Origin of the sequence: Streptomyces sp. NPDC000404, from assembly GCF_040300365.1 — a bacterium.
Lineage (GTDB): Bacteria > Actinomycetota > Actinomycetes > Streptomycetales > Streptomycetaceae > Streptomyces > Streptomyces ramulosus.
On sequence record NZ_JBEPDN010000007.1, the window covers coordinates 143,054 to 163,002 of the forward strand.

The 19,949-nt window shown below is 74.0% G+C and carries 20 protein-coding genes; 11 read left to right on the plus strand and 9 right to left on the minus strand.

Annotated elements, in window-relative coordinates; genetic code table 11:
- Positions 1 to 40: 40 nt before the first annotated feature.
- Entirely contained in the window at positions 41 to 1,405 is a 1,365-nt protein-coding gene (locus ABT345_RS15190) for an amidase (RefSeq protein WP_345088873.1), read from the minus strand.
- On the minus strand, positions 1,392 to 1,649 hold the full coding sequence (locus ABT345_RS15195; RefSeq protein WP_345088876.1) for a hypothetical protein: 258 nt from the start codon (positions 1,647 to 1,649) through the stop codon (positions 1,392 to 1,394). The genes ABT345_RS15190 and ABT345_RS15195 overlap by 14 nt, the downstream gene beginning before the upstream one ends.
- 345 nt (positions 1,650 to 1,994) lie before the next feature.
- On the opposite strand from ABT345_RS15195, the gene ABT345_RS15200 reads away from it, so the two are divergent.
- The 4 genes from ABT345_RS15200 (at position 1,995) to ABT345_RS15215 (ending at position 6,424) form a co-directional block, all read left to right on the plus strand.
- Positions 1,995 to 2,888 carry an MBL fold metallo-hydrolase gene (locus tag ABT345_RS15200; protein WP_345088879.1) on the plus strand — a complete coding sequence of 298 codons (894 nt, stop codon included), beginning with the start codon at positions 1,995 to 1,997 and terminating at the stop codon, positions 2,886 to 2,888.
- Between the two features lie 190 nt (positions 2,889 to 3,078).
- On the plus strand, positions 3,079 to 4,140 hold the full coding sequence (locus ABT345_RS15205; protein ID WP_345088882.1) for an HpcH/HpaI aldolase/citrate lyase family protein: 1,062 nt from the start codon (positions 3,079 to 3,081) through the stop codon (positions 4,138 to 4,140).
- Positions 4,141 to 4,145: 5 nt separating this feature from the next.
- The gene (locus tag ABT345_RS15210; RefSeq protein ID WP_345088885.1) at positions 4,146 to 5,018 is read left to right on the plus strand and encodes an HpcH/HpaI aldolase/citrate lyase family protein; all 873 of its coding nucleotides are present in this window, start codon (positions 4,146 to 4,148) and stop codon (positions 5,016 to 5,018) included.
- A gap of 701 nt (positions 5,019 to 5,719) precedes the next feature.
- The gene (locus ABT345_RS15215; protein ID WP_345088888.1) at positions 5,720 to 6,424 is read left to right on the plus strand and encodes a DUF4232 domain-containing protein; all 705 of its coding nucleotides are present in this window, start codon (positions 5,720 to 5,722) and stop codon (positions 6,422 to 6,424) included.
- 107 nt (positions 6,425 to 6,531) lie between these two features.
- Here the strand turns inward: ABT345_RS15215 and ABT345_RS15220 are convergent, their stop codons facing one another.
- The 4 genes from ABT345_RS15220 to ABT345_RS15235 all read right to left on the minus strand — a co-directional run bounded on the left by ABT345_RS15220 (position 6,532) and on the right by ABT345_RS15235 (position 10,654).
- Positions 6,532 to 7,173: a transglycosylase family protein gene (locus ABT345_RS15220; protein ID WP_345088891.1), complete on the minus strand. Its 642-nt coding sequence runs from the start codon at positions 7,171 to 7,173 to the stop codon at positions 6,532 to 6,534.
- 1,312 nt (positions 7,174 to 8,485) lie between these two features.
- Complete coding sequence (locus tag ABT345_RS15225; protein ID WP_345088894.1) at positions 8,486 to 9,211, minus strand: DUF6344 domain-containing protein; 726 nt, start codon at positions 9,209 to 9,211, stop codon at positions 8,486 to 8,488.
- Positions 9,212 to 9,470: 259 nt separating this feature from the next.
- A complete protein-coding gene (locus tag ABT345_RS15230; RefSeq protein ID WP_345088897.1) occupies positions 9,471 to 10,043 on the minus strand; it encodes a DUF5994 family protein in 573 nt (190 codons plus the stop codon).
- Positions 10,044 to 10,405: 362 nt separating this feature from the next.
- Positions 10,406 to 10,654 (minus strand): hypothetical protein, encoded by a 249-nt coding sequence (locus ABT345_RS15235; protein WP_345088900.1) that lies wholly within the window; start codon positions 10,652 to 10,654, stop codon positions 10,406 to 10,408.
- Positions 10,655 to 11,083: 429 nt separating this feature from the next.
- Here ABT345_RS15235 and ABT345_RS15240 point away from each other — a divergent pair, with 429 nt between their 5' ends.
- A complete protein-coding gene (locus ABT345_RS15240; RefSeq protein WP_345088903.1) occupies positions 11,084 to 11,539 on the plus strand; it encodes a tellurite resistance TerB family protein in 456 nt (151 codons plus the stop codon).
- A gap of 194 nt (positions 11,540 to 11,733) precedes the next feature.
- Here the strand turns inward: ABT345_RS15240 and ABT345_RS15245 are convergent, their stop codons facing one another.
- Positions 11,734 to 12,309 (minus strand): TerD family protein, encoded by a 576-nt coding sequence (locus ABT345_RS15245; RefSeq protein WP_345088906.1) that lies wholly within the window; start codon positions 12,307 to 12,309, stop codon positions 11,734 to 11,736.
- A gap of 505 nt (positions 12,310 to 12,814) precedes the next feature.
- On the opposite strand from ABT345_RS15245, the gene ABT345_RS15250 reads away from it, so the two are divergent.
- From ABT345_RS15250 to ABT345_RS15265, 4 genes are all read left to right on the plus strand, one after another.
- The gene (locus tag ABT345_RS15250) at positions 12,815 to 13,303 is read left to right on the plus strand and encodes a BlaI/MecI/CopY family transcriptional regulator (protein ID WP_345088909.1); all 489 of its coding nucleotides are present in this window, start codon (positions 12,815 to 12,817) and stop codon (positions 13,301 to 13,303) included.
- A gap of 3 nt (positions 13,304 to 13,306) precedes the next feature.
- On the plus strand, positions 13,307 to 14,275 hold the full coding sequence (locus ABT345_RS15255) for a M56 family metallopeptidase (RefSeq protein WP_345088912.1): 969 nt from the start codon (positions 13,307 to 13,309) through the stop codon (positions 14,273 to 14,275).
- Between the two features lie 219 nt (positions 14,276 to 14,494).
- Positions 14,495 to 14,743, plus strand: a complete 249-nt coding sequence (locus ABT345_RS15260) for a hypothetical protein (protein WP_345088915.1) — start codon at positions 14,495 to 14,497, stop codon at positions 14,741 to 14,743.
- A gap of 493 nt (positions 14,744 to 15,236) precedes the next feature.
- A complete protein-coding gene (locus ABT345_RS15265; RefSeq protein WP_345088918.1) occupies positions 15,237 to 16,574 on the plus strand; it encodes an LCP family protein in 1,338 nt (445 codons plus the stop codon).
- An 81-nt stretch (positions 16,575 to 16,655) separates the two neighbouring features.
- Here ABT345_RS15265 and ABT345_RS15270 read toward each other — a convergent pair whose 3' ends face one another.
- Entirely contained in the window at positions 16,656 to 16,985 is a 330-nt protein-coding gene (locus ABT345_RS15270) for a branched-chain amino acid transporter permease (protein ID WP_345088921.1), read from the minus strand.
- A complete protein-coding gene (locus ABT345_RS15275) occupies positions 16,978 to 17,727 on the minus strand; it encodes an AzlC family ABC transporter permease (protein WP_345088924.1) in 750 nt (249 codons plus the stop codon). Before ABT345_RS15275 ends, ABT345_RS15270 begins: the two co-directional genes overlap by 8 nt.
- Positions 17,728 to 17,789: 62 nt before the next feature.
- On the opposite strand from ABT345_RS15275, the gene ABT345_RS15280 reads away from it, so the two are divergent.
- Positions 17,790 to 18,248, plus strand: coding sequence for an Lrp/AsnC family transcriptional regulator (locus tag ABT345_RS15280; protein ID WP_345088927.1), 459 nt, complete (start codon positions 17,790 to 17,792; stop codon positions 18,246 to 18,248).
- A 289-nt stretch (positions 18,249 to 18,537) separates the two neighbouring features.
- Positions 18,538 to 19,932 (plus strand): DUF418 domain-containing protein, encoded by a 1,395-nt coding sequence (locus tag ABT345_RS15285; protein ID WP_345088931.1) that lies wholly within the window; start codon positions 18,538 to 18,540, stop codon positions 19,930 to 19,932.
- The last annotated feature ends 17 nt before the right edge of the window (positions 19,933 to 19,949 follow it).

The window sequence follows — 19,949 nt, forward strand, 5'->3', positions numbered from 1 at the left end:
GCAACATCATTGCGTTCCGGCCGCCCTGCGCGCCCCGTCATCACGCCGCCGCGGCGGCCGGGGCCTCCTCCCCGTACCGGATGGCGTAGGCGTGCCCGGTACGCAGCACGGTCCGCTCGCCCAAGGGCGGCCCCATCAGCTGCATTCCGATGGGCAGTCCGGCGGAGTCCCGACCGACCGGCAGGGTCAGGGCGGGTATCCCGGTGATGTTGGCGGGCGCGCAGAGGCGCACGTAGGCGTCGGAGACGCTCTCCGTCGTGCCGTCGGGCCAGCCGACGGCGGACCGCCCCACCTCGGTGGCGGTCATCGGGACGGTGGGCGCGGCGACTACGTCGACCTGCGCGAAGAGGCGTATCCATGCCTCCCGCATCAGCCGCTGGGCCCGCCGGGCGCGCAGATGCTCGCCCGCCGTGACGGTGGTACCGGCCTCCAGGAGCAGCCGGACGTCCGGCCCGTACGACTCGGGCGAGGTGCGCAGCGTGGCCTCGTGGTACGCGGTCGCCTCCGGGACCATCAGCCCCCAGTGAACGGCCTGGACGTACCGGGCCATCGGCGTCGTGACGGGGACGAGGGTGGCGCCCAGCCCCGCCATCCGGTCGAGGGCGGCGCGCACGGCGGCCTCCACCTCGGGGCTGACGCGGTCGAAGTAGTAGGTGTCCGGCACGCCGATCCGCAGGCCGGTCAGCTCGCCGTCCGGGAGCGGCGGAGCGGACGCCCGCCCGGGGCCGGTCAGCTCCTGGAGGACGAGGGCGGCATCGGCCACGGTGCGGGCGAGGGGGCCGACGTGGTCCAGCGACCAGGACAGCGGGACCACGCCGCGCCGCGGGACGAGGCCGTAGGTCGGCTTGAGCCCGACGACGCCGTTGAGCGCGGCGGGGACGCGGATGGATCCGCCGGTGTCGGTGCCCAGGGCGAAGGTGGCGGCGCCCGTGGCCACGGCGACCGCGGAGCCGCCGCTCGACCCGCCGGCGATCCGGCCGTCGTCCCGGGCGTTCCGGGTCTGCGGGGTGATCAGCCCGTAGGCGAACTCATGGGTGTGCGTCTTGCCCAGGAGGACGGCGCCGGCACCGGCGAGGCGGGCGGCCACCGCGCTGTCGGTGGATGCCCGGTGACCTGCGCGGACGCGGGATCCGGCGGCGGTCGCCAGGCCTGCTGCGTCGATCAGGTCCTTCAGGCCGAAGGGGATGCCGTGCAGCGGGCCCCGGTGGCGTCCGGCCGCGATCTCCGCCGCGGCGCGGGCGGCCGACGCACGGGCCGCGTCCCGGGCGACGGCGGCGTAGGGACCGAGCCGTGGCTGTACGGCGTCGAGCCGGTCGAGCACGGAGGCGGTCAGGTCGACCGGGGACAGCTCGCGCGCCCGCACGGCGGCGGACGCCTCGGTGAGGGTCAGATCAGCGGGGTGCATCGGCGGGCTCCCGTTCGGTGGTGTGGTCGGCCGGGGGCGTCTCCCCGAGATCCAGCTCCCGCAGCGGGCCGAGCACGGTGTGGAGGTGGTGCGCGACGGCCGCGACCTCGGCGTGCCGCTCCGCCGGCAGCCGCACCCCGGCGCGCAGCGCCGCCCGCACGGCCTCCGCGGGCGTGCAGCACGGGCCGCCGTCCGGGCCCGCCGCCGCTCTCGCAGCGGGCGCGGCGTTCTCCGCGAGATCCATGAACTTCCATCCGTGCAGGCGTGGTTGGGGCCGCTCGGCCGGGCCGCATCCGCCACCCGATCGAGCTAAAGCTAAAGGATTGCGTTAGTCGCAGAGTAGGCGCTACCTTCGACTAACGCAAACAGATAGCTTTTACCGAGAACGGAAGAGGCGCGAAAGATGGTTCCCACCGGCCCGACGCCCCCGCGGATCCCGCCCCGCCGGCAACCGTCGCCACACCGCCGGCCCCCGCAGCAGTCCGGCCACCGCACGCCGGAGGAGAGGGAGAGGAAGGCGGAGAGAGAGGCGACGGCCGAGCCCGGCCCGCCGACCGCTCGACCCCTCCCTCCCGCGCCCGTCTGGGAGTTGGGCGGCATCACCGTCCACCGCATCGACGAGGTGGCGCTGCCGCCGCGGACCGGCCCCTGGCTGCTGCCGTCCGCGACGCCCGAGCTGGTCGGCCGCACCCCGTGGCTGCGGCCCGACTTCGCTGACGAGTCCGGCGTCCTGCGCCTGAGCAGCCACACCTTCGCCTGCGCCGTCGGCGGCCTGCGCGTGCTGATCGACACCGGCATCGGCAACGGCAAGACCCGCGCCAACCCCGCCTGGCACGGCCTGCGGACCGACTACCTCGCGCGCCTGGAGGCCGCCGGATTCCCGCCGGAAACCGTCGATCTGGTGCTCCTCACCCACCTCCACACCGACCACGTCGGGTGGAACACCCGCGCCGACGGCGGCGAATGGCGGCCCACCTTCCCGCGCGCCCGCCATGTGACCTCCCGGCGGGAGTGGGAGCACTGGGCCGGCGCGGAGATGGACGGCGCCCGGCGGCAGATGTTCCGCGACTCCGTCCACCCGGTCCGCGACGCCGGACAGCTCGGCCTCGTCGACGTCCCGGCCGCCGGCGCCGCGATCGCACCGGGCATACGCCTCCTGCCCACCCCCGGGCACACCCCGGGCCACCTCGCCGTGGAGCTGCGCGGCCGTACGGGCACGGCGGTGATCACCGGCGACTGCGTCCACCACCCCGTCCAGCTGGGCCACCCGGCGCTGGGCAGTTGCGTGGACACGGACCCGGAGCAGGCAGCGGCCACCCGGCGGGCGCTCCTCGGCTCCCTCGCCGGGACAGACACCCTGCTCCTCGGCACCCACTTCCCGCCGCCCACCGCCGGGCTGGTCCGGGCCCAGGGCGACGGTTACCGCCTGATACCGGTCCCGGGCCGCCCGGCACCCGCCGCGGCGAACGGCGCCCGCACCTGACGTCGGCGCCGCCGCCGAAGGCCGCTCCGCACCGCGCGTACCACCCCCGCGGGCGTGCGCGGGCGGTGACCAACGGCACACATACTGATCAGTAGCATCCGTGGGCCGCGCCTCTAAAGTGAGCCGCACGCCGTCGGCGTTCGTGCGCGCAGGCGGCCCCCGGAACCCTCGATCCGAGCAGGGAGACTGCATGCGCTCTCCGAAGGACTTCTTCCGCCCGCTGGCCGTCGGGGCGCCGACACCGGTGCGGGAGGTGCCGTTCCGCCCGTCACGGATGATCCACTTCTTCGATCCGGGCAACGAGAAGATGGCCGCGAAGATCCCCGCCATCGCCCCCACCGTCGACGTCCTGCTCGGCAATCTGGAGGACGCCGTCGCGGCCGACCGCAAGGAGGCGGCGCGCGACGGGCTGGTGAAGATCGCCCGCGCCACCGACTTCGGCGACACCCAGCTGTGGACGCGGATCAACAGCCTCGATTCGCCGTGGGTCCTCGACGATCTGCTGACGCTGGTCACCGAGATCGGCGACAAGCTCGACGTCATCATGGTGCCGAAGGTCGAGGGCGCCGCCGACATCCACTACATCGACCGGCTGCTGGCGCAGTTGGAGGCGAAGGCCGGCATCGGGCGGCCGATCCTGGTCCACGCGATTCTGGAGACCGCCACCGGCGTCGCCAATGTCGAGGAGATCGCCGGGGCCAGCCCCCGGATGCAGGGCATCTCCCTCGGCCCGGCCGACCTCGCCGCCAGCCGCCGGATGAAGACCACCCGCGTCGGCGGCGGCCACCCCGGCTACCTCGTCCGCCAGGACCCCGACACCCAGGACGCGGGCGCGGCCCGGGCCACCTACCAGCAGGATCTGTGGCACTACACCCTCGCGCGGATGGTCGACGCCTGCGCGGCGCACGGGATCCTGCCGTACTACGGGCCGTTCGGCGACATCAAGGACACCACCGCCTGCGAGGACCAGTTCCGTAACGCGTTCCTGCTGGGCTGCGTCGGGGCGTGGAGCCTGCATCCGGTGCAGATCGGCATCGCGAAGAAGGTCTTCTCGCCGTCGCCGGACGAGGTCCGCTGGGCCCGCCGGGTCATCGAGGCGATGGGCGACGGCACCGGCGCGGTGATGCTCGACGGCAAGATGCAGGACGACGCGACCTTCAAGCAGTGCCAGGTGGTGGTCGAGCTGGCGGAGGCCCTCGCCGCCCGCGACCCCGAGCTGCGCGCCGCGTACGACGCGGCCGGAGAGGAGTGAGTACGGTGACCGGTCCCACGCTGCGGCCCCGCCGCTCCGTGCTGTACATGCCGGGCGCCAACGCGCGCGCCCTGGAGAAGGCCAGGTCCCTTCCGGCCGATGCGCTCATCCTCGATCTGGAGGACGCGGTCGCCCCGGACGCGAAGGCCGAGGCCCGGGAGCGGGTGGCCGAGGCCGCCGCCTCCGGCGCGTACGGCCACCGCGAGGTGACGATCCGGGTCAACGGCCCCGGCACCACCTGGCACGCCGACGATCTGCGGGCCGCCGCGGCGGCCGGTCCGGACGCCGTCGTGGTGCCGAAGGTCGAATCGGCACAGACCGTGCGGGAGGTGGAGCGGGCGCTGGAGGCGGCCGGGGCGCCGGATCACACGGCGGTCTGGGCGATGCTCGAAACGCCGCGGGCGATGCTGGACGCACGCGCGGTCGCGGCGGCCGGGGAACGGCTGTCGGTGCTGGTCATGGGCACCAACGACCTGGCGAAGGAGCTGCACGCCGAGCATGTGCCGGGCCGCGCACCGCTGTTGACGGGACTGTCGCTGGCGCTGCTGGCGGCCCGCGAGAGCGGCAAGGTGATCCTGGACGGCGTCTTCAACGACGTGAAGGATCTCGCCGGGTTCGAGGCGGAGTGCGTCCAGGGGCGTCAACTCGGCTTCGACGGCAAGACGTTGATCCATCCTGCGCAGGTCGGGCCGTGCAACGAGGTGTTCGCACCGTCAAAGGAACAGATCGAGCGGTCGCGGCGGATCATCGAGGCGTTCGACGAGGCGACACGGGAGGGCCGCGGCGTCGTCACCGTCGACGGCCGCATGATCGAGAACCTCCATGTGGAGGACGCCCGTCGCATCCTGGCCCTGGCGGAGGCGGTCGCGGGACGGTAGCGCGGAAGACGGAGCGGGACGCGGCCCGTCCGGGCGGGGTCCGACGCGGGAGCGGTCGCCGCGGCGTCCGACACGGGAGGGGTCGCCGCGGGGTCCGACACGGGAGGGGGCGCCGCGGGGTCCGTCCGAGCGGTGGCCGAAGGGCCCGACGCAGCGGGCTTGCCGCCGCGGGCTTGGCGTAGCGGGCTCGACGCCGCAGGCTTGGCGTAGCGGGCTCGACGCCGCGGGCTTGGCGTAGCGGGCTCGGTGGGCCGTCGGCCGGGGTGCTCGCGCTGTCGGCCGGGTCGCTCGCGGCGGGCTCGTCGGGCCGGGCGCAGCCGGTTCGCGGCAGGCTCGTCGGGTCGCCCGCGCCGGTTCGCGGCGGGCCGATCAGGGGCCGCACGCGTCGGTTCGCGGAGCGTTCGCGGCGGGCCCGGCGGGTCGCCCGCAGCCGGCTCGCGGGACGTCCGCGGCAGGCTCTCAGGGGCAGGCGGCGGGCCTTCGTCAGATCGTTCGCGGCAGGACGGAACGCTCGGCGTCGTTCTCGCATCTCCCCTGGTGGAGAGGGTTACCGACGGTTGACGGGCCCCGGCGCAGCGCCTGCTCGCCGGGCGGTTCCGGGACGTTAGCGCGCCGTTAGTCGATCATCAACGGGCGGCGGCAATGTGATGTGTGCGGAACGAAGCAACGGACCGCACCCACCGACCCACGAGGGGGACCCCATGTCGCGCACCACCAAGCTCCGTCTGATCCGCAGGACCGCCGCCGCCAGCCTGGTCGCCGCCGCCGCGCTCAGCCTGACCGCCTGCCAGGAGGGCGGGTCGGACAAGGCGTCGTCCGCCTCCGCCGCCACGGACTCGACCCCCGGCAAGCCGGCTTCCGGCTCGGACGACTCGGCCCAGGCGAAGGGCGCGGGCGCCGGCGAGTCCTCCGACCAGGGTGCGCCCGCCGCAGCGGACGGTGCGGCGAAGTCCTCCGGGGGCAACTCGGGCGGTACGGAGCGCTGCCACACCGACGGTCTCGAAGCCGGCTGGGGCGCCGACGGTGGCGGCAGGCCCGACATGGAGAGCGGCGACCAGCAGATCACGGCGGTCTGGCTGAAGAACATCGGCAGCTCGACCTGCACCCTCAAGGGCTTCCCGGGCGTCAGCATCGCCAGCACCGAGGGCGGGTCCTGGGACCTGACCCGCTCCAACAAGGCGGCCCAGACCATCACCCTCAAGCCCGGTGCGCACACCAGCTTCACCTTCGCGCTGCTGCCCAGCACCGACGCGGGCGACAACAAGTTCACCCCCGGCATGGTGACGATCACCCCGCCGAACGAGACCGGGCACTTCCAGCTGAAGTGGCCCTTCGGCGGTTCGATCCTGGACCAGTCCGCTGCCACGCACCCCGGTACCTTCGTCAACCCGGTCGGCAGCGCCTGATCCCAGGATGCCGATTCCTTCGGCGGGATCCGCTCCCCGGTTACCGGTCTCCTCGGTCCCCGGCTCCAGGGCGGTCGACTCCACGGCCCCGGTCACCTCTTCCCGGCTCATGCGCGCAGCTTCAGGCGCTGACCCGGGTAGATGTGGTCGGGGCCTTCGTCGAGCGTGTGGCGGTTGAGTTCGTACAGCTTCTGGGTGCCACCGGGGGTGTGGGCGCGCTGGGCGATGACGGAGAGGCAGTCGCCGGGCTGGACGACGTAGCTGCTGCCGGTGACCGCGCTCTGCTGACGGTGGACGGTGCTGCCGTGCTGACGCTGCGCCTGGTGGTGCTGGTGGCGCTGGGCCTGCGGTGCCGGGGCGGGCTTGGTGACCGGGCGCTCCGGGGTGGCCTTGCTGACGCCGTTGGACGAGCCGGTCGCGCCGAGGCGGCCGCAGTTGGGCCAGGGCTGGAGGCCACGGTCGGCGCGGATGCGTTCCCCGACGGCGATCTGCTGCGACTTCGTGGCGAGGTCGGGGCGCGGGGCGTACTTCTTGCCGCCGTAGGCCCGCCAGGTGGAGGGGGCGATCTGAAGACCGCCGTGATAGCCGTTGCCGGTGTTGATGTGCCAGTTGCCGCTGCTCTCGCAGTGGGCGATGCGGTCCCAGTCGGTGCCGGCCGGGACGACCGGCCCGGCGGGTGCGGTGGGGGCCGCGGCTGCGGTGGCGCTCTGGCCTCCGAGGCCGAATGCGCTCAGGACAACGACCAGCATGTACAGGATGGTTCCGACGGACCGTTTGGCAAACGCTGACGACATGACGGTTTCCTCCATGCTCCGGCGACGCCGTGACGCGATGTCCGCCACGGCCGTGGGCACGACCCAAGAAACCGGGCAATATGCTTTTCGGCACGTCTGCTGAGCCTGAAATGCGCGTGTTTCACCCGGCTGGCCGCTGTTGCAGAAGCACCGAAGCCGCTCCGCGAGGCGCCGCGGAGAGCCCATGACCCGCATCGGAGCAATGGCCGCAGATAATTCTCAACTCGCTTGATGGGCTATGTAGTTGAGGCGATCCCTTTCCTTCTCTACGTGGTGGCGAGTGGGCGGGCGGTGCGTGGTGGAGAAGGCCGGGTGGCGGTGTTCCGGCGCCGGGTGTAGAGGCGGGCGCGACACGGGCGCGTACGGGATCCCGCGCGCCGGAAAGTGGCAGGGACCCTGCCGGAAAGTCAGTGGCCGAAAGGCGGTGGCCGAGAAGGCAGTGGCCGGGAAGGGCACGTACGGGCCGGCGCGCGGGAGCTTGCGGGTGTCGTACGGGGTGAGCCGGAGCGAGCGGGCGTCGTACGGGTGCGGGCCCGGAAGCCGGTGCCGTACGGGCGTGAACGTGTTCTCCCGGCTGCGTGAGCGCGTTCTCCCAGCGGCGTGAGCGCTTTCCTCCGGCGGCGCCAACAGCAAGAGCGGGCGTTCTGCCGGAACGAGCACGGAAGCGGGCGTCCTACGGGCGCGAGCGCGAGGACAGGCGCCGTATTGGGCGCCGGTGCGGAACGGGAACCGTCCGGGTATCGGCGCGGGAACGGGAACCGTCCGGGCTCCCGCAGCTTCCACGGGCGGGCAGGCGGCGCGCTCGTGCTCCGGCGCGGCCGATGCCGGCCCCTTGCCCTGATTCCCCCTCAGCCCCCTTGGCTCGTACGCAAACTCCGCACGTACGGCCCCCGCCCCTCATCCCCCTGGCGCGGTCACCTCACGCGCCGAAAGTCCCTGATTTCTCCTCCACGAATCCCCTGCTCATCCCTACTCGTCCCTGCGTTCCCCGGGCCGGCCGGTACGGGTCCCGGTGCCGGCCGCATCGTCAGCGGCCGTTGCGCGGCGGGTCCGACACGTCCTCCGCGTCCATGGCCGCGTCCGTGACCACTTCCCTCGCCGCGTCCGTGACCGCATCCGTCGCCGCGTCACCCTGCCGTCCGCCGTCATATCTGTCACCACCGCGCCCGGGGGCGGATCGACCGGGCACGCTGCCGCGCGGCGCTCGGGAGCGCCGCGCATGTGGCGTGGGTCCGGGGCGTTCACCCCGGTGGCGTCGGGCCCCCGGTCACGTCGTACAGGCGGTGTGTTCGCGGCTGCGGGCCGCCGGGACGATGGCCGCGGGCCGGTCGGCCGCCGGATCGGCGTGCGGATCGTCCGCCGGGACGGTGCGCGAGGGTTCGGTCCCGGTGGCGAGCCGGCTGCGGGTGGTGGGCGAGGAACCGTGGGCCTCGGCGCGGATCCGCTGCTTGATGGTGGGCGGCAACTGCGGGCCGCCGTAGGCGCGCATCTCCGGGACGTAGGCGCTCGCGATGCGGGGCGAGGGGAGGAACGGGCCCGCGGGCTCCAGCCGGTTACGGGGGGCCGGTGGCCGCTCGGGGAAGTGGTCCTCGGGTGCGCGGCGGGCGGCGGGGGTGACGGGTGCGGGTGCGGTGGCCGGTGCGGGAGTTGGTGCCGGGGCCGTGCGCGAGGTGGCCGTCCGTGCTGCGGGGGGCGTGGGGGCGCCGGGCGCGGAACCGGGATCGCCTGCCGCGACCGGTACCGGTGGCGCCGTGGCCGCGGTGCGTGGTGCGCCGAGGACCGCGCGAGGGGCCGGTGCGTACGGGGCGACCGGGACGTACGCGGTGGTGCGCAGCGCCCGGGTGTACGGGGTGGCGCCGTACAGGGAGTCGCCGTACCGGGCGGCCCGGCGGCAGGCGGCCGCACCCGGGGCGGCGTAGCGGAACATCGCCAGCAGCTTGCCGAGCACGGCAAGGCACACCGCCCAGAACTTCACGACCTTGGTCGCAGCCATGGTCCCTCGCTTTCCTTTGCGTACCGGCGGTCGGCCGCCGGAACCTCGGTTGGTACGGGATGCGCCGCAGTCCCGGCCGGAACACGGTGGCGGGCCACCGCTTTTGTTCTGCCGGTTCTGTGGTGCTTTCTCATGATGAATACGCAATGGGAGGATCGGAGGACCGACGCACGCACGGTGTCGTTCTTCGGATGAACACCACTCGACCGCAGTACCCGGGGCGCCCGGTGCCCCACGGCGGACCGGGCCGCGGCGGCCGTCAGCGGTTGCGGACCGCGTGGGTATGGCCTAGCCGGGCCGCCCGTGGGCGCTCCGGGCGGCGGGGCGCCGGTTCCTCGTCCGGCAGGGGCGCGTCGGCCGGGATCGCCCCGGCGGCGACACCCGCCAGCACGCGGACGGCGTCGGCCTCGGCGGTGCCGGGCGGCAGTACGCGCAGGTCCCAGCGGCCGAGACCGGCGGCGACCAGGCAGAGGGTGGGCGGGCCCGGGCGGTCGGGGAGGCGGCGCAGGCGGATGACGTGGCCGGCGACGAGAGTGAGGGTGGGCAGCGGCGCCCAGAGCGCGCCGTTCGCGGTGGCGTGGGTGATGCGGGGCCAGTCGAAGGGCAACGCCGGGAGAAGTTCGGGGAGTTCGGCCTCCAGGTCGGCCGTGTGCGGCCACCACACCCCGTCGGTGCGGCGGGCGACGCCGGTGGCGGGCGCGATGGCGAGCCGGGCAACGGGCGGCGGCGCAAGATGCGGCTGCGGGCCGGCGGGGCCGGCCGTTCCCGTGGTTCCTGTTGCTCCGGTGGTTCCGGTGGTTCCGGTGGTGGCTCCGGTGGCGGTGGGGTTCATGGTGTGCTCCAGGGCGCGGGTGGCCCGGTGCGGATGAGCGAGGTGTGCCCGGCGGGGTCCCGTACGGGGCGGGCCGTGGGGGAGTGGCCGCAGGGGAGGCGCCGTAGGGGAAGACCCGCAGGGGGCGTGCCGTACGGGATGTGCCGTAGGGGAGGTGCCGGAGGAGAAGGCCCATAGGGGAGGCGCCGTACGGAAAAGGCCCGTAGGGGGCTCTGCCCGCGTACGGGGCGCCGTGGGGGGCACCGTACGGGCGCCCCTGACGGGGGGCTGCCGGTCGCGGCGGCTTCCGCGGGACGGGGTGCGGCCGGGCGGGAGTGGCGGCACGGGGCGGGGGTCCGGGGGCGGTGCGGTGGGTGCCGCGGTCAGGATCCCGCGGGGCGGCCGTCGTCCCGTTCGCCGGGGGTGGGCGGCGGGGGTCCGGCGGCGTGCGGGCCGGGGCGGCTGCCGCCGCCGTGCGGCCATCGGCGCATCCGGAGGCGGAAGGACGGCTGCAGCGTCGCGTACTTGTGCGTCGCCATCCGGCCCGCCTGCTGGGCGTTGACCCGGGCGAGGAAGAGGACGCCCAGGGCGATCAGTGTCAGCAGAATGACCACGGTCAACGCGATCTGCATCGTGCTCACCTCACTCGGGCCGCGGGGTCCGGGCCTTCCGGCGCGGGGCCGCGGGGGCCTCGACGGAGCCGCACGGGCCTCTTCCGGCGAGCGGTCCCCGGTCACTCCACCGTAACCCCAACTTGCCCCATGCCGGGCGGAATGTCCGGAGCGAGGGGCCGCGGGCGCGAGGCGGCGGCGAGCGGGCGGCCGGCCGGCGGACGCCGGCACGCGGCGGCCGCACCGGACTCCCCTGCGGCCGGAAACGATCTGGCCGGACCCTCCCGACCGCAAACTTCTACATACCTGTAGATTTTACCTACGCATGACCAAACCGGCCGCCGGCCGGCCGGACGTGATGCGCCCGCAGCGGCGGGCCGCAGCGCCGTCCGGTCCGGCCGCGGAGCACCGGCACACGGAACAACGGACGACGACGACCAGGAGATCCCGATGGCACTGTGGGACCGGATCAAGGATTCCGCCCAGACGATGCAGAACCAGCTCGTCGCCAAGAAGAACGACCTCAAGAGCGGCGCCTTCCGGGACGCCAGCATGGCGATGTGCGCGCTGGTGGCGGCCGCCGACGGCACGATCGACCCGTCCGAGCGGCGCCGGGTGGCGCAGCTGATCGCCACCAACGAGGTGCTGCAGAACTTCGCGGCGGACGACCTCCAGCGCCGCTTCGACGGCTACCTCGACAAGCTGACCGCCGACTTCGACTTCGGCAAGGTCGCCGTGATGCAGGAGATCGGCAAGGTGAAGAAGAAGCCGGTCGAGGCGCGTGCGGTGATCCAGATCGGCATCGTCATCGGCGGCGCGGACGGCGACTTCGACAAGACCGAGCAGGCCGTGGTCCGCGAGGCGTGCTTCGCGCTGGACATCAACCCGGGCGAGTTCGACCTCTGACGGCTCGGGGCCGGACCCGTAGGGGGCCCGCCCGGCCCGGAACCCCGTAGGGGCGGTCCCGTACGGCAACTCCCGTACGGGACCGCCTCCGCACGCCCGGGCCCGCACACGACCGCCCGGTCCCGTACGGGGAGATCCGTACGGGACCGGGCGGCGCGGTGACCGGCTCCCCGGTCATACGGCTCGGCGGTGCGTCACACGTTCACGCCGAAGTCGGCGGCGATCCCGGCGAGCCCGGAGGCGTAGCCCTGGCCCACGGCGCGGAACTTCCACTCGCCGCCGTGCCGGTACAGCTCGCCGAAGACCATGGCGGTCTCGGTGGAGGCGTCCTCGCTCAGGTCGTAGCGGGCCAGCTCGGCGCCGTCGAGGCGGTTGATGACGCGGATGAAGGCGTTGCGGACCTGGCCGAAGCTCTGGCCGCGGCTCTCCGCCTCGTGGATGGAGACCGGGAAGACGATCTTCGCGACCTCGGCGGGCACGTCGGTGAGGTTGATGTTGATCGACTCGTCGTCGCCCTCGCCCTCACCGGTGAGGTTGTCGCCGGTGTGCTGGACCGAACCGTCCGGGCTGGTCAGGTTGTTGTAGAAGACGAAGTGGCGGTCCGAGACGACCTTGCCCGCCTCGGTGCAGAGCAGGGCGCTCGCGTCCAGGTCGTAGTCGGCGCCCGTCGTCGTCCGCACGTCCCAGCCGAGGCCGACGGTGACCGCGCTCAGGCCCGGCGCCTCCTTCGACAGCGAGACGTTGCCGCCCTTGGCCAGCGAGACTCCCATGTTTTTCCTCCAGTGACGTGCCGGCCTGGGCGCGGGCCGGACGCACACGGCGCCCGGGTGCGCGGGGCCACCGCGCACGGACCGGCGTATCGGTTTCAGAGCTATGAGGGCTATGAGGTGGGCACGGCACCGCACCACCGGCGCCCGGGCCGGCGGCCAGGACAGGTGCGGCGCCCGGAGTTAAAATCTACAGGACTGTAGAACTTGACGCGGCACTCCGACGCCGGTCCCCTACAGGGCCGTTCGGTGCGGGCTCTTCCCTACGGGCCGTTCCCTACGGGGCACCCCTTACGGCCTGTCGCCTACGGCACTTCCCGTACGGCCCGTTCCCTACGGGGCATCCCGGATGGCGGCCCCCGGAGTCCGTCCCGTACGGCCGGCCCCCCCGGAGGCAGCCCCCCGGGACCGTCGCCGAATCCGGCCGCGCGGTCCGGACCGCGGCCGCGGTCGTAAGATGCCCCGACGTCCCGGCCCCGGGACGCCCGGCACGGCGGGAGGCGACGGCATGGGCGGGAAATCCTTCGGAAGAGCGCTCGGCGCGCCCTCCGGACGCGGCGGATCCGGCGGTTCCGCGGGCGCCTCCGGCGGTTACCGCGCGGGCGCCCCGGAGCGCGTCCGCCGCCGCGGCCAGGGCGAGTTGGAGGCGCAGGTGCTGACCGCGCTGCACCACGCGCCGGAGCCGGTCTCCGCCGCCTGGGTGCAGGAACGACTCGGCGGCGACCTCGCGTACACGACGGTGATGACCATCCTGTCCCGGTTGCACGCCAAGAAGGCCGTCACCCGGGAGCGGTCCGGCCGCGCCTACCTCTGGACGCCCGCCGCCGACGAAGCCGGGCTCGCGGCGCTGCGGATGCGCCGCGTCCTGGACGGCGAACCGGACCGGGACGCCGTCCTGACCAGCTTCGTCTCCGCGCTCTCCGCCCACGACGAGCAGGTGCTGCGCGCCCTGCTGGACGGCGCCGAACCCGGTGGCCCGGCGCCCGGCGGGGACTGACCGGTGGGCTTCTTCGTCTTCCTCCCGCTGGTCCTGCCGCTCACCGCGCTGCCGATCGCCAAGCTCGCCGGCCAGCACCTCCACCCCCGCTCATCGACCCGCCTGCTGACCCTGCTGTCCACCGTCCTCGCGGTGTGCAGCACGCTCTGCCTGGGCCTGCTGATGGTCGTCGGCACCGCGCAGCTGCCCGGCAACCCGCTGCCGGACGGCTGGTCCGACCCGGAGGTGCGCGCGGCGGTGCCGGGCGCGGAGATCGCCGGAACCGCCGCCATCGCCGCGCTGGCCGCCGCGGCAGTGGCCGTCGCGCGGGCGCTGCGCCGCCACCGCCGCATCCGGGCGCGCGCCCACGACGCGCTGGCCGCGCTGCCACCGGGTCACGACCCCGCCGTCCTCCCGGACGCGGCACCGTACGCCTACGCCGTGCCGGGCACCCCGGGGCGCCCGGGGCGGGCCGCCCGCTCGGGGCGGGTCGTGGTGTCGCAGGGGATGCTGGACAGCCTGGACGCCGCCGAGCGGCGGGCCCTGTTCGCGCACGAGCGGGCCCATCTGGACCGCCACCACCACCGGTACCTGCTGGCCGTACGGCTGGCCGGATGCCTCAATCCGCTGCTGCTGCCGCTCCGTTCGGCGGCGGCGTACGCCACGGAGCGCTGGGCCGACGAGGAGGCCGCCGATGCCGTCGGCGACCGCCGGGTGACGGCGGTCGCGGTCGGCAAGGCGGCGCTCGTGGGGCGGGCGGGCGCCCCCCATCCGGAGCTGGCGCACTTCGCCGCGGCGGAGACCGGACCGGTGCCGCGCCGGGTGGCGGCGCTGCTCGCGCCCGTACCGCCGACCGGCAGCTGGCCGCCCGCGCTGACCCCGACCGGCCTCGCCGCCCTCGTCGCCGCCGCCGGCACCGCCACGTCGGCCCTCGCCTCCCTGAACTCCACCATCGCCCTCGTCCTCATCCTCAAGGCCGCAACGCCGCTCTGAGCGCGGGGCTCCCGGGGAGGGCGCGCCTCGGCCTCCCCAAGGGGCGTGCCGTACGTACGCCCCCCTTGGGGGACGTCGCCCCGCGCCCCCCGGGGCGGTCCCGAAGGGCTCCGCGTCCAGGTCCCGCAATCCCGCCCCCGGGAAGTTCTACAAAGCTGTAGATATTGCCGGTACGCTGGCTGTCCACACGGCGGTAACGGGTGTTTTCCGGAGGGGGAGATGGCGACGAGGTGCTCACTCCCGAGCTGGGACTGCCTGCCACCGGACGCGGAGGTGCGATGGGTCTACCAGCCCGTCGAGGTCCACTACCCGGACGGCCACTGGGCGGTGGGCCGGATCACCGCGTGGTGGACGGACGAGGACGGCGCCCAGTGGTGCCGGATGCGCACCGTGCCCGGCGGCCGGCCGGCCCGGTGGTTCCGGTACGACCCGGACACCATCCACCTCCTCCCCAGCTCCGGAATCTGACCCGCCGGCACCGGCAGGCGTCCCCGCACCCGGGGCGTGCGCACCCTTCCCCGCGCGCCCCCCGCGCGCCGCTGCTCCCGACGGCCGTGCGGGTGCCTCCGGGCCGCGCGACCGGGCCGCCTCGCGCCGTCCCGCCCGCCGCCACCGCCCCGGGCCCACCGCCCCGCCCGGCCCGTTCGCCGCGGCCGGCCCTCCCGCCGCCGTCCCCGCCGTCTCCCCATGCCGCGCTCCCCGACGTAGCATCCGCAGAGCGAGAGGGGCCAACGGCGTGCACGACAGGCAGAGTTCCCGGGGCGGCGCGCCCCTTGGGCCAGGCGCCGCGCGCCGTGACGCCCCGCCCGGCCGCGGTGCCCGCGGCGTCCCCGGCCCCCGGCGCGAACCCCCGGCCGCGCGCCGCCCCGCTCCCGGGGCCCGCCCCCGTACGGCGGCCGTCGCCGCGGGCCCGCCGGGGCGGGTGCCACGCCGCCCGGCACCGCCGCCCGGGAAGCTCCGGATGACCCGCCGCGGCCGGATCGTCGTCTGGGCCGGCGCCGTCCTCGCCGCGGTGCTGCTGGGCACCACCGGGGCGGGCGCCTGGATCTACCAGCACCTCGACGCCAACATCCGCGGCGCCGACATCGGCGACGGGCTCGGCGACCGGCCCGCCAACCTCAGCCCCGGCTCCAAGAACATCCTCGTCGTCGGCTCCGACAGCCGCGCGGGCGCCAACGCCACATACGGCAAGGGCCTGACCACCATGCAGTCGGACACGCTGATGGTGCTGCACCTCTCCGCCGACCGGCACTGGGCGACCGCCCTGTCCTTCCCGCGCGACTCCTGGGTGCGCATCCCCGCCTGCGTACGCGGCAACGGCAGCATGTCCGCACCGCACCACTTCAAGATCAACGAGGCGTTCTCGATCGGCGGGGACGACGGCGACATCGGCAAGGCCGCCAGCTGCACGATCAAGACGGTCGAGACCGCCACCGGGCTGCGCATCGACCACTTCGCGTCGCTCGACTTCCAGGGCTTCAAGGGCATGGTCAACGCCCTGGGCGGCATAGAGGTCTGCCCCGAGCACGCCATCCACGACGCCAAGGCCCATCTCGACCTGCCGGCAGGCTGCCAGAACATCCGCGATGAGCAGGCGCTCGGCTACGTCCGCACCCGTTACAGCGTCGGCGACGGCTCCGACCTCGGCCGCATCGGCCGCCAGCAGGAGTTCCTGAAGGCCCTCGGCACCAAGGCCCGCGCCCAGCTGACCAGCCCCGGCTCGCTCTACGACTTCCTCGACTCCGCCACCAAATCCCTCACCACCGACCGCGACCTGGCCGGGATCAAGCCGCTCTACGACCTCGCCGCCACGCTCAAGGACATCCCCGCCGACCGGCTCACGTTCCTCACCGTGCCGAACTATCCGCGCGAGGCGGACGTCCCCACCGACCGCGCCAACGTCATCTGGCAGTACCCGCAGGCCGGCGACGTCTTCCGGGATCTCGCCCACGACCGGGAGATCGACGCCGCCGCCAAGCGCCGGCTGACCGCGGCCGCGGCCCACCCCGTCACGGCCGCCGCCGTCCGCGTCCGCGTCCTCAACGGCACCGGCACCCCCGGCCGCGCCGCCACCGCCGCCGCCGGCCTGCGCGCCCTCGGCTTCACCGTCACCACCACGGGCAACGCCCCCACGACGGGCCCCACCGCCGTCGACTACCCGCCGGGCCTGCGCGACCGCGCCGAGATCCTGTCCGCCCGGCTGCCCGGCCACCTCACGCCACAGGAGGCGGCGGATGCGGTACCGGGCGAGATCACACTGACGGTCGGCGCGGACTTCCCCGCGGACGGGGAAGGGTGACGCGGACCCCGTAGGGGACGCCTCCGGGACGGGTGCCGAGCAGGTCCGGGACCCGTACGGGACGCCCCCAGGGGCCCGTCCTCACCCCGTGAAGACCAAGCTGGCCAGGAGCGTGTGGACGGCGGTGCCGGCGAGGATGCTCAGCAGGGCGTTGCGGCGCCACAGGTGCAGGCCGACGGTGACGGCCAGCGCGGCCAGCGGGGCCACCGCGCGCGCATGGGTGACGGGCACGTCGCGCAGGCAGTAGACCAGGAGGATCAGCATCACGCCGGCCGGCATCCGGGTGCTGAGGAACCGGACCGTGCCACTGGAGCGCAGCGGGGTGAGGGCGGCGAACGGCAGAGCGCGCAGGCCCCAGGTGACGGCCGCGGTGACGAGCACGGCGGCGACGGCGTAGCGCGTGTCAGGCATGGCCGGTCCTCCTCCGGGTGACGAAGTGGCGGGCCAGCAGGGCCGCGGTGAACAGCGCGAAGGCGACCGGCAGCATCTCGGCCGGGAAGAGGAGCCGGGCGACCGCGGCGCTGAGCAGGGCGATCACTGGTGTCGGCAGATCGCCGCGCAGGTCCCGGACCGCGTCCAGCGCGAGGACGGTGAACATCGCGGTCAGGGCGAAGTCCAGTCCGGTGACGCCCTCCGGGATGAGCGAGCCCAGCAGCGCCCCGGCCACCGAACTGGCCGCCCAGTACAGGTGCAGCGAGAACTGGAGCCACAGGATCCGCCCGCTGGGCCAGGTGCGGGCCTGCTCCCCGGAGGTCAGCGCGAACGCCTCGTCGCACAGGGCGAAGGTGCTGTACGTCTTCCCCAGGCGGCCGGTCACGCGGTGCAGGGGGAAGGACAGCGCGTAGAAGACGTGCCGGACGTTCACCATGAACGCGGAGACCGCGATGGACGCGAGCGGGGTGCAGGCCGTGACCAGGCCGATGAGCAGGAACTCGAACGAGCCGCCGAAGGCGACCAGCGCGGACAGCCCCGCCCACCACCAGTCCAGCCCCGACTGCGTCACGAGCGCCCCGTAGGCGAGACCGAGCGGGATGAACGCCAGGCCCGCGCCCGCCGAGTCCTTGAACGCCGCGCGCGCCTGGGAAGTTGCCGGGGGCGGCGGTACGGGTACGGGCCGAGGCGGCGCCTCGGTAACGGCAGCGCGTATTTCCATGGCGAAATTTTAGAAAAACTCCCGCCTCATATGATTGCCGATCAGCCCTGTAATCTCGGGATGTGAGCAAGGAAATCCCCCTCGATGCGATCGACCGCGAAATTATCTTTCAGCTGCGCCGGGACGGACGGCTGACCAACGTCGAACTGGCCAAGCGCATCGGCCTGACCGCACCGCCCTGCCTGCGACGGGTCAAGCGTCTGGAGGAGTCCGGCGTCATCGCCGGCTACCACGCCGTCATCGACCCGGAGGCCGTGGGGCGCGGCCTGGAGGTCCTGATCGACGTCGAGATCTACGCGCAGGACCGCAAGAGTTTCGAGGAATTCGAGTCCATCGTGGCCGCCTTCGAAGAGGTCGTGGAATTCCGCCGGATGTACGGGCGCCCCGACTACTTCATCCGCGTCGCCGTCGCCGACCACGCCGCCTACGAAGCCTTCCTCACCGACCGCCTCAGCGGCCTGCCCGCGGTCCGCCGCCTCGAATCCCATCTGACCATGAAGACGATCAAGACCAGTCCGTAAAAGGCCAATTCCCCTGGCGGTTATGGATGTTGACTGTTCACGGGTGCGTGGCGCGTCCCCCTCGTGGACGGACACGGGCGGGCGCGCATGTGACATGGCGCGCCGTCTGACGCACCGCGCTTCCCCCGGCGCATCGCGGTACGCCGGGCGCCCCCGGCGGCTGTCACGGAACGCTCATCCGACCGTCAAAACCCCATGGTCACGACGTCGCAGGGCGCGGACATCGGCTTCCTACCGTGGCTGAACGATCGAGCTCCCCGGTGCCCGCGTCATTCAGCGAAGGATTCCCATGAACGTCGTCCCCCTCACCGCACCCGGGCCGGATCCGGCCCACCGCGCGCGCCGGCAGCCACCGGACAGCGCCGGCCCGGCCCGCACCCCGGGGCGCCTGCCGGGCGTCGACGTGCTGCGCGCGCTGGCGATCCTCGGCATGGTCTGGGCGCACTTCGTGGTGAACGGCTGGCTCAGCCCGGCCTCCCCGGAGCAGCCGCCCTCCGCGGCGCTGAGCTGGGTGGACGGCCTGCTGGGTACCCGCTCCCGGGAGATCTTCTTCCTGTTGGCGGGCCTCTCCGCCGCGCTGATGACCGGCGGGTTCCAGGGGTACGCGGGGCGGGCCAGGTCCCAGGCCCTGAAGCGGCTGGCGGTGCGGGCCGTGGTGCTGTTCGTACTCGCCCTGGTCCTGGGCTGGACCGGCAACTGGGACGTGCAGATCCTGCACTACTACGCCCTGTGGCTGCTGCTCCTGCTGCCGCTGTCGCTGCTGCGGGCCAGGACGCTGCTGGTCCTCGCGGGTCTGCTGGCGGTCGCCGCCCCGGCATTCAAGATCGCGGCGGATCACGCCGGCACCGCCTGGCCCTTCCTGCCCGCGACGGTGGACCTCTCGTCCATGCCCCGGCAACTGCACGGCGGGTTCGCGCTCCTGGTGCACCCCGGTGACTGGTGGCCCACCCTCCAGCACGTCGTGTTCGGAATGACGGCCACCGAAGGCCAGGACACCGTCTCCGTCCTGCCGTTCCTCGTGCTCGGCCTGGCGCTCGGCAAGCTCGATCTGCACAGCCGCGCGGTACGCAGGCGGCTGCTCGCGGTGGGCGCGGGGACGGCCGTGGCGACGGTGCTGGTGTCGCTCCTCGCGATGTATCCGCTGGGCGCGGCGCAGGCCGTGGACGACTACCGCGACCCGCCGCCGATCGCCGCTCCCGCCGCCCCCGGCGCGCCCGGAGCGGACGCGGACGGTCCGCCCGAGCTGCCGCCGCTCCCGAAGGCCCCCTGGCAGGAGCTGGTGACGATGGGACACCCCGGGCCTGCCGAGAAGACCCTCAGCGCCACCGAGGGCGTGACCGTGCTCGGCCTGATCGCAGCCCTGCTCGGCGGCCTGCTGACCCTCCTGGACAAACCCCTCGCCAGGCGCCTGCTGCACCCCGTCACGGCCTTCGGCAGCATGGCGCTGACCTGGTACTTCGCCCATCTGATCGTGCTCGGTTGGTTCCACGGAACGCCGGGGCCCGAGGGCTACCCGCCGGGCCGCTCGGCCCTCTCCTTCGCCGTCTTCGTGGCCGTCGCCCTGGCCGTCTCGGTCCTGTGGCGGAGGTTCTTCCGGCGCGGACCGCTCGAATGGCTCACCCACCGGGTCATCGTGGCGGCCGTACCCGGCCGACGGGACGGGGGCGCCGCACACGGGCGGTGATCCGGCCGGCCTGCCGC

What these genes read in the sequence shown, in the direction of transcription:
- ABT345_RS15190 (WP_345088873.1), bottom strand. Translation starts at nt 1,405, where the DNA reads ATGCACCCCGCTGATCTGACCCTCACCGAGGCGTCCGCCGCCGTGCGG.
- ABT345_RS15195 (WP_345088876.1), bottom strand. Translation starts at nt 1,649, where the DNA reads ATGGATCTCGCGGAGAACGCCGCGCCCGCTGCGAGAGCGGCGGCGGGC.
- ABT345_RS15205 (WP_345088882.1), top strand. Translation starts at nt 3,079, where the DNA reads ATGCGCTCTCCGAAGGACTTCTTCCGCCCGCTGGCCGTCGGGGCGCCG.
- ABT345_RS15215 (WP_345088888.1), top strand. Translation starts at nt 5,720, where the DNA reads ATGTCGCGCACCACCAAGCTCCGTCTGATCCGCAGGACCGCCGCCGCC.
- ABT345_RS15220 (WP_345088891.1), bottom strand. Translation starts at nt 7,173, where the DNA reads ATGCTGGTCGTTGTCCTGAGCGCATTCGGCCTCGGAGGCCAGAGCGCC.
- ABT345_RS15225 (WP_345088894.1), bottom strand. Translation starts at nt 9,211, where the DNA reads ATGGCTGCGACCAAGGTCGTGAAGTTCTGGGCGGTGTGCCTTGCCGTG.
- ABT345_RS15230 (WP_345088897.1), bottom strand. Translation starts at nt 10,043, where the DNA reads ATGAACCCCACCGCCACCGGAGCCACCACCGGAACCACCGGAACCACC.
- ABT345_RS15235 (WP_345088900.1), bottom strand. Translation starts at nt 10,654, where the DNA reads ATGCAGATCGCGTTGACCGTGGTCATTCTGCTGACACTGATCGCCCTG.
- ABT345_RS15240 (WP_345088903.1), top strand. Translation starts at nt 11,084, where the DNA reads ATGGCACTGTGGGACCGGATCAAGGATTCCGCCCAGACGATGCAGAAC.
- ABT345_RS15245 (WP_345088906.1), bottom strand. Translation starts at nt 12,309, where the DNA reads ATGGGAGTCTCGCTGGCCAAGGGCGGCAACGTCTCGCTGTCGAAGGAG.
- ABT345_RS15250 (WP_345088909.1), top strand. Translation starts at nt 12,815, where the DNA reads ATGGGCGGGAAATCCTTCGGAAGAGCGCTCGGCGCGCCCTCCGGACGC.
- ABT345_RS15260 (WP_345088915.1), top strand. Translation starts at nt 14,495, where the DNA reads ATGGCGACGAGGTGCTCACTCCCGAGCTGGGACTGCCTGCCACCGGAC.
- ABT345_RS15265 (WP_345088918.1), top strand. Translation starts at nt 15,237, where the DNA reads ATGACCCGCCGCGGCCGGATCGTCGTCTGGGCCGGCGCCGTCCTCGCC.
- ABT345_RS15270 (WP_345088921.1), bottom strand. Translation starts at nt 16,985, where the DNA reads ATGCCTGACACGCGCTACGCCGTCGCCGCCGTGCTCGTCACCGCGGCC.
- ABT345_RS15275 (WP_345088924.1), bottom strand. Translation starts at nt 17,727, where the DNA reads ATGGAAATACGCGCTGCCGTTACCGAGGCGCCGCCTCGGCCCGTACCC.
- ABT345_RS15285 (WP_345088931.1), top strand. Translation starts at nt 18,538, where the DNA reads ATGAACGTCGTCCCCCTCACCGCACCCGGGCCGGATCCGGCCCACCGC.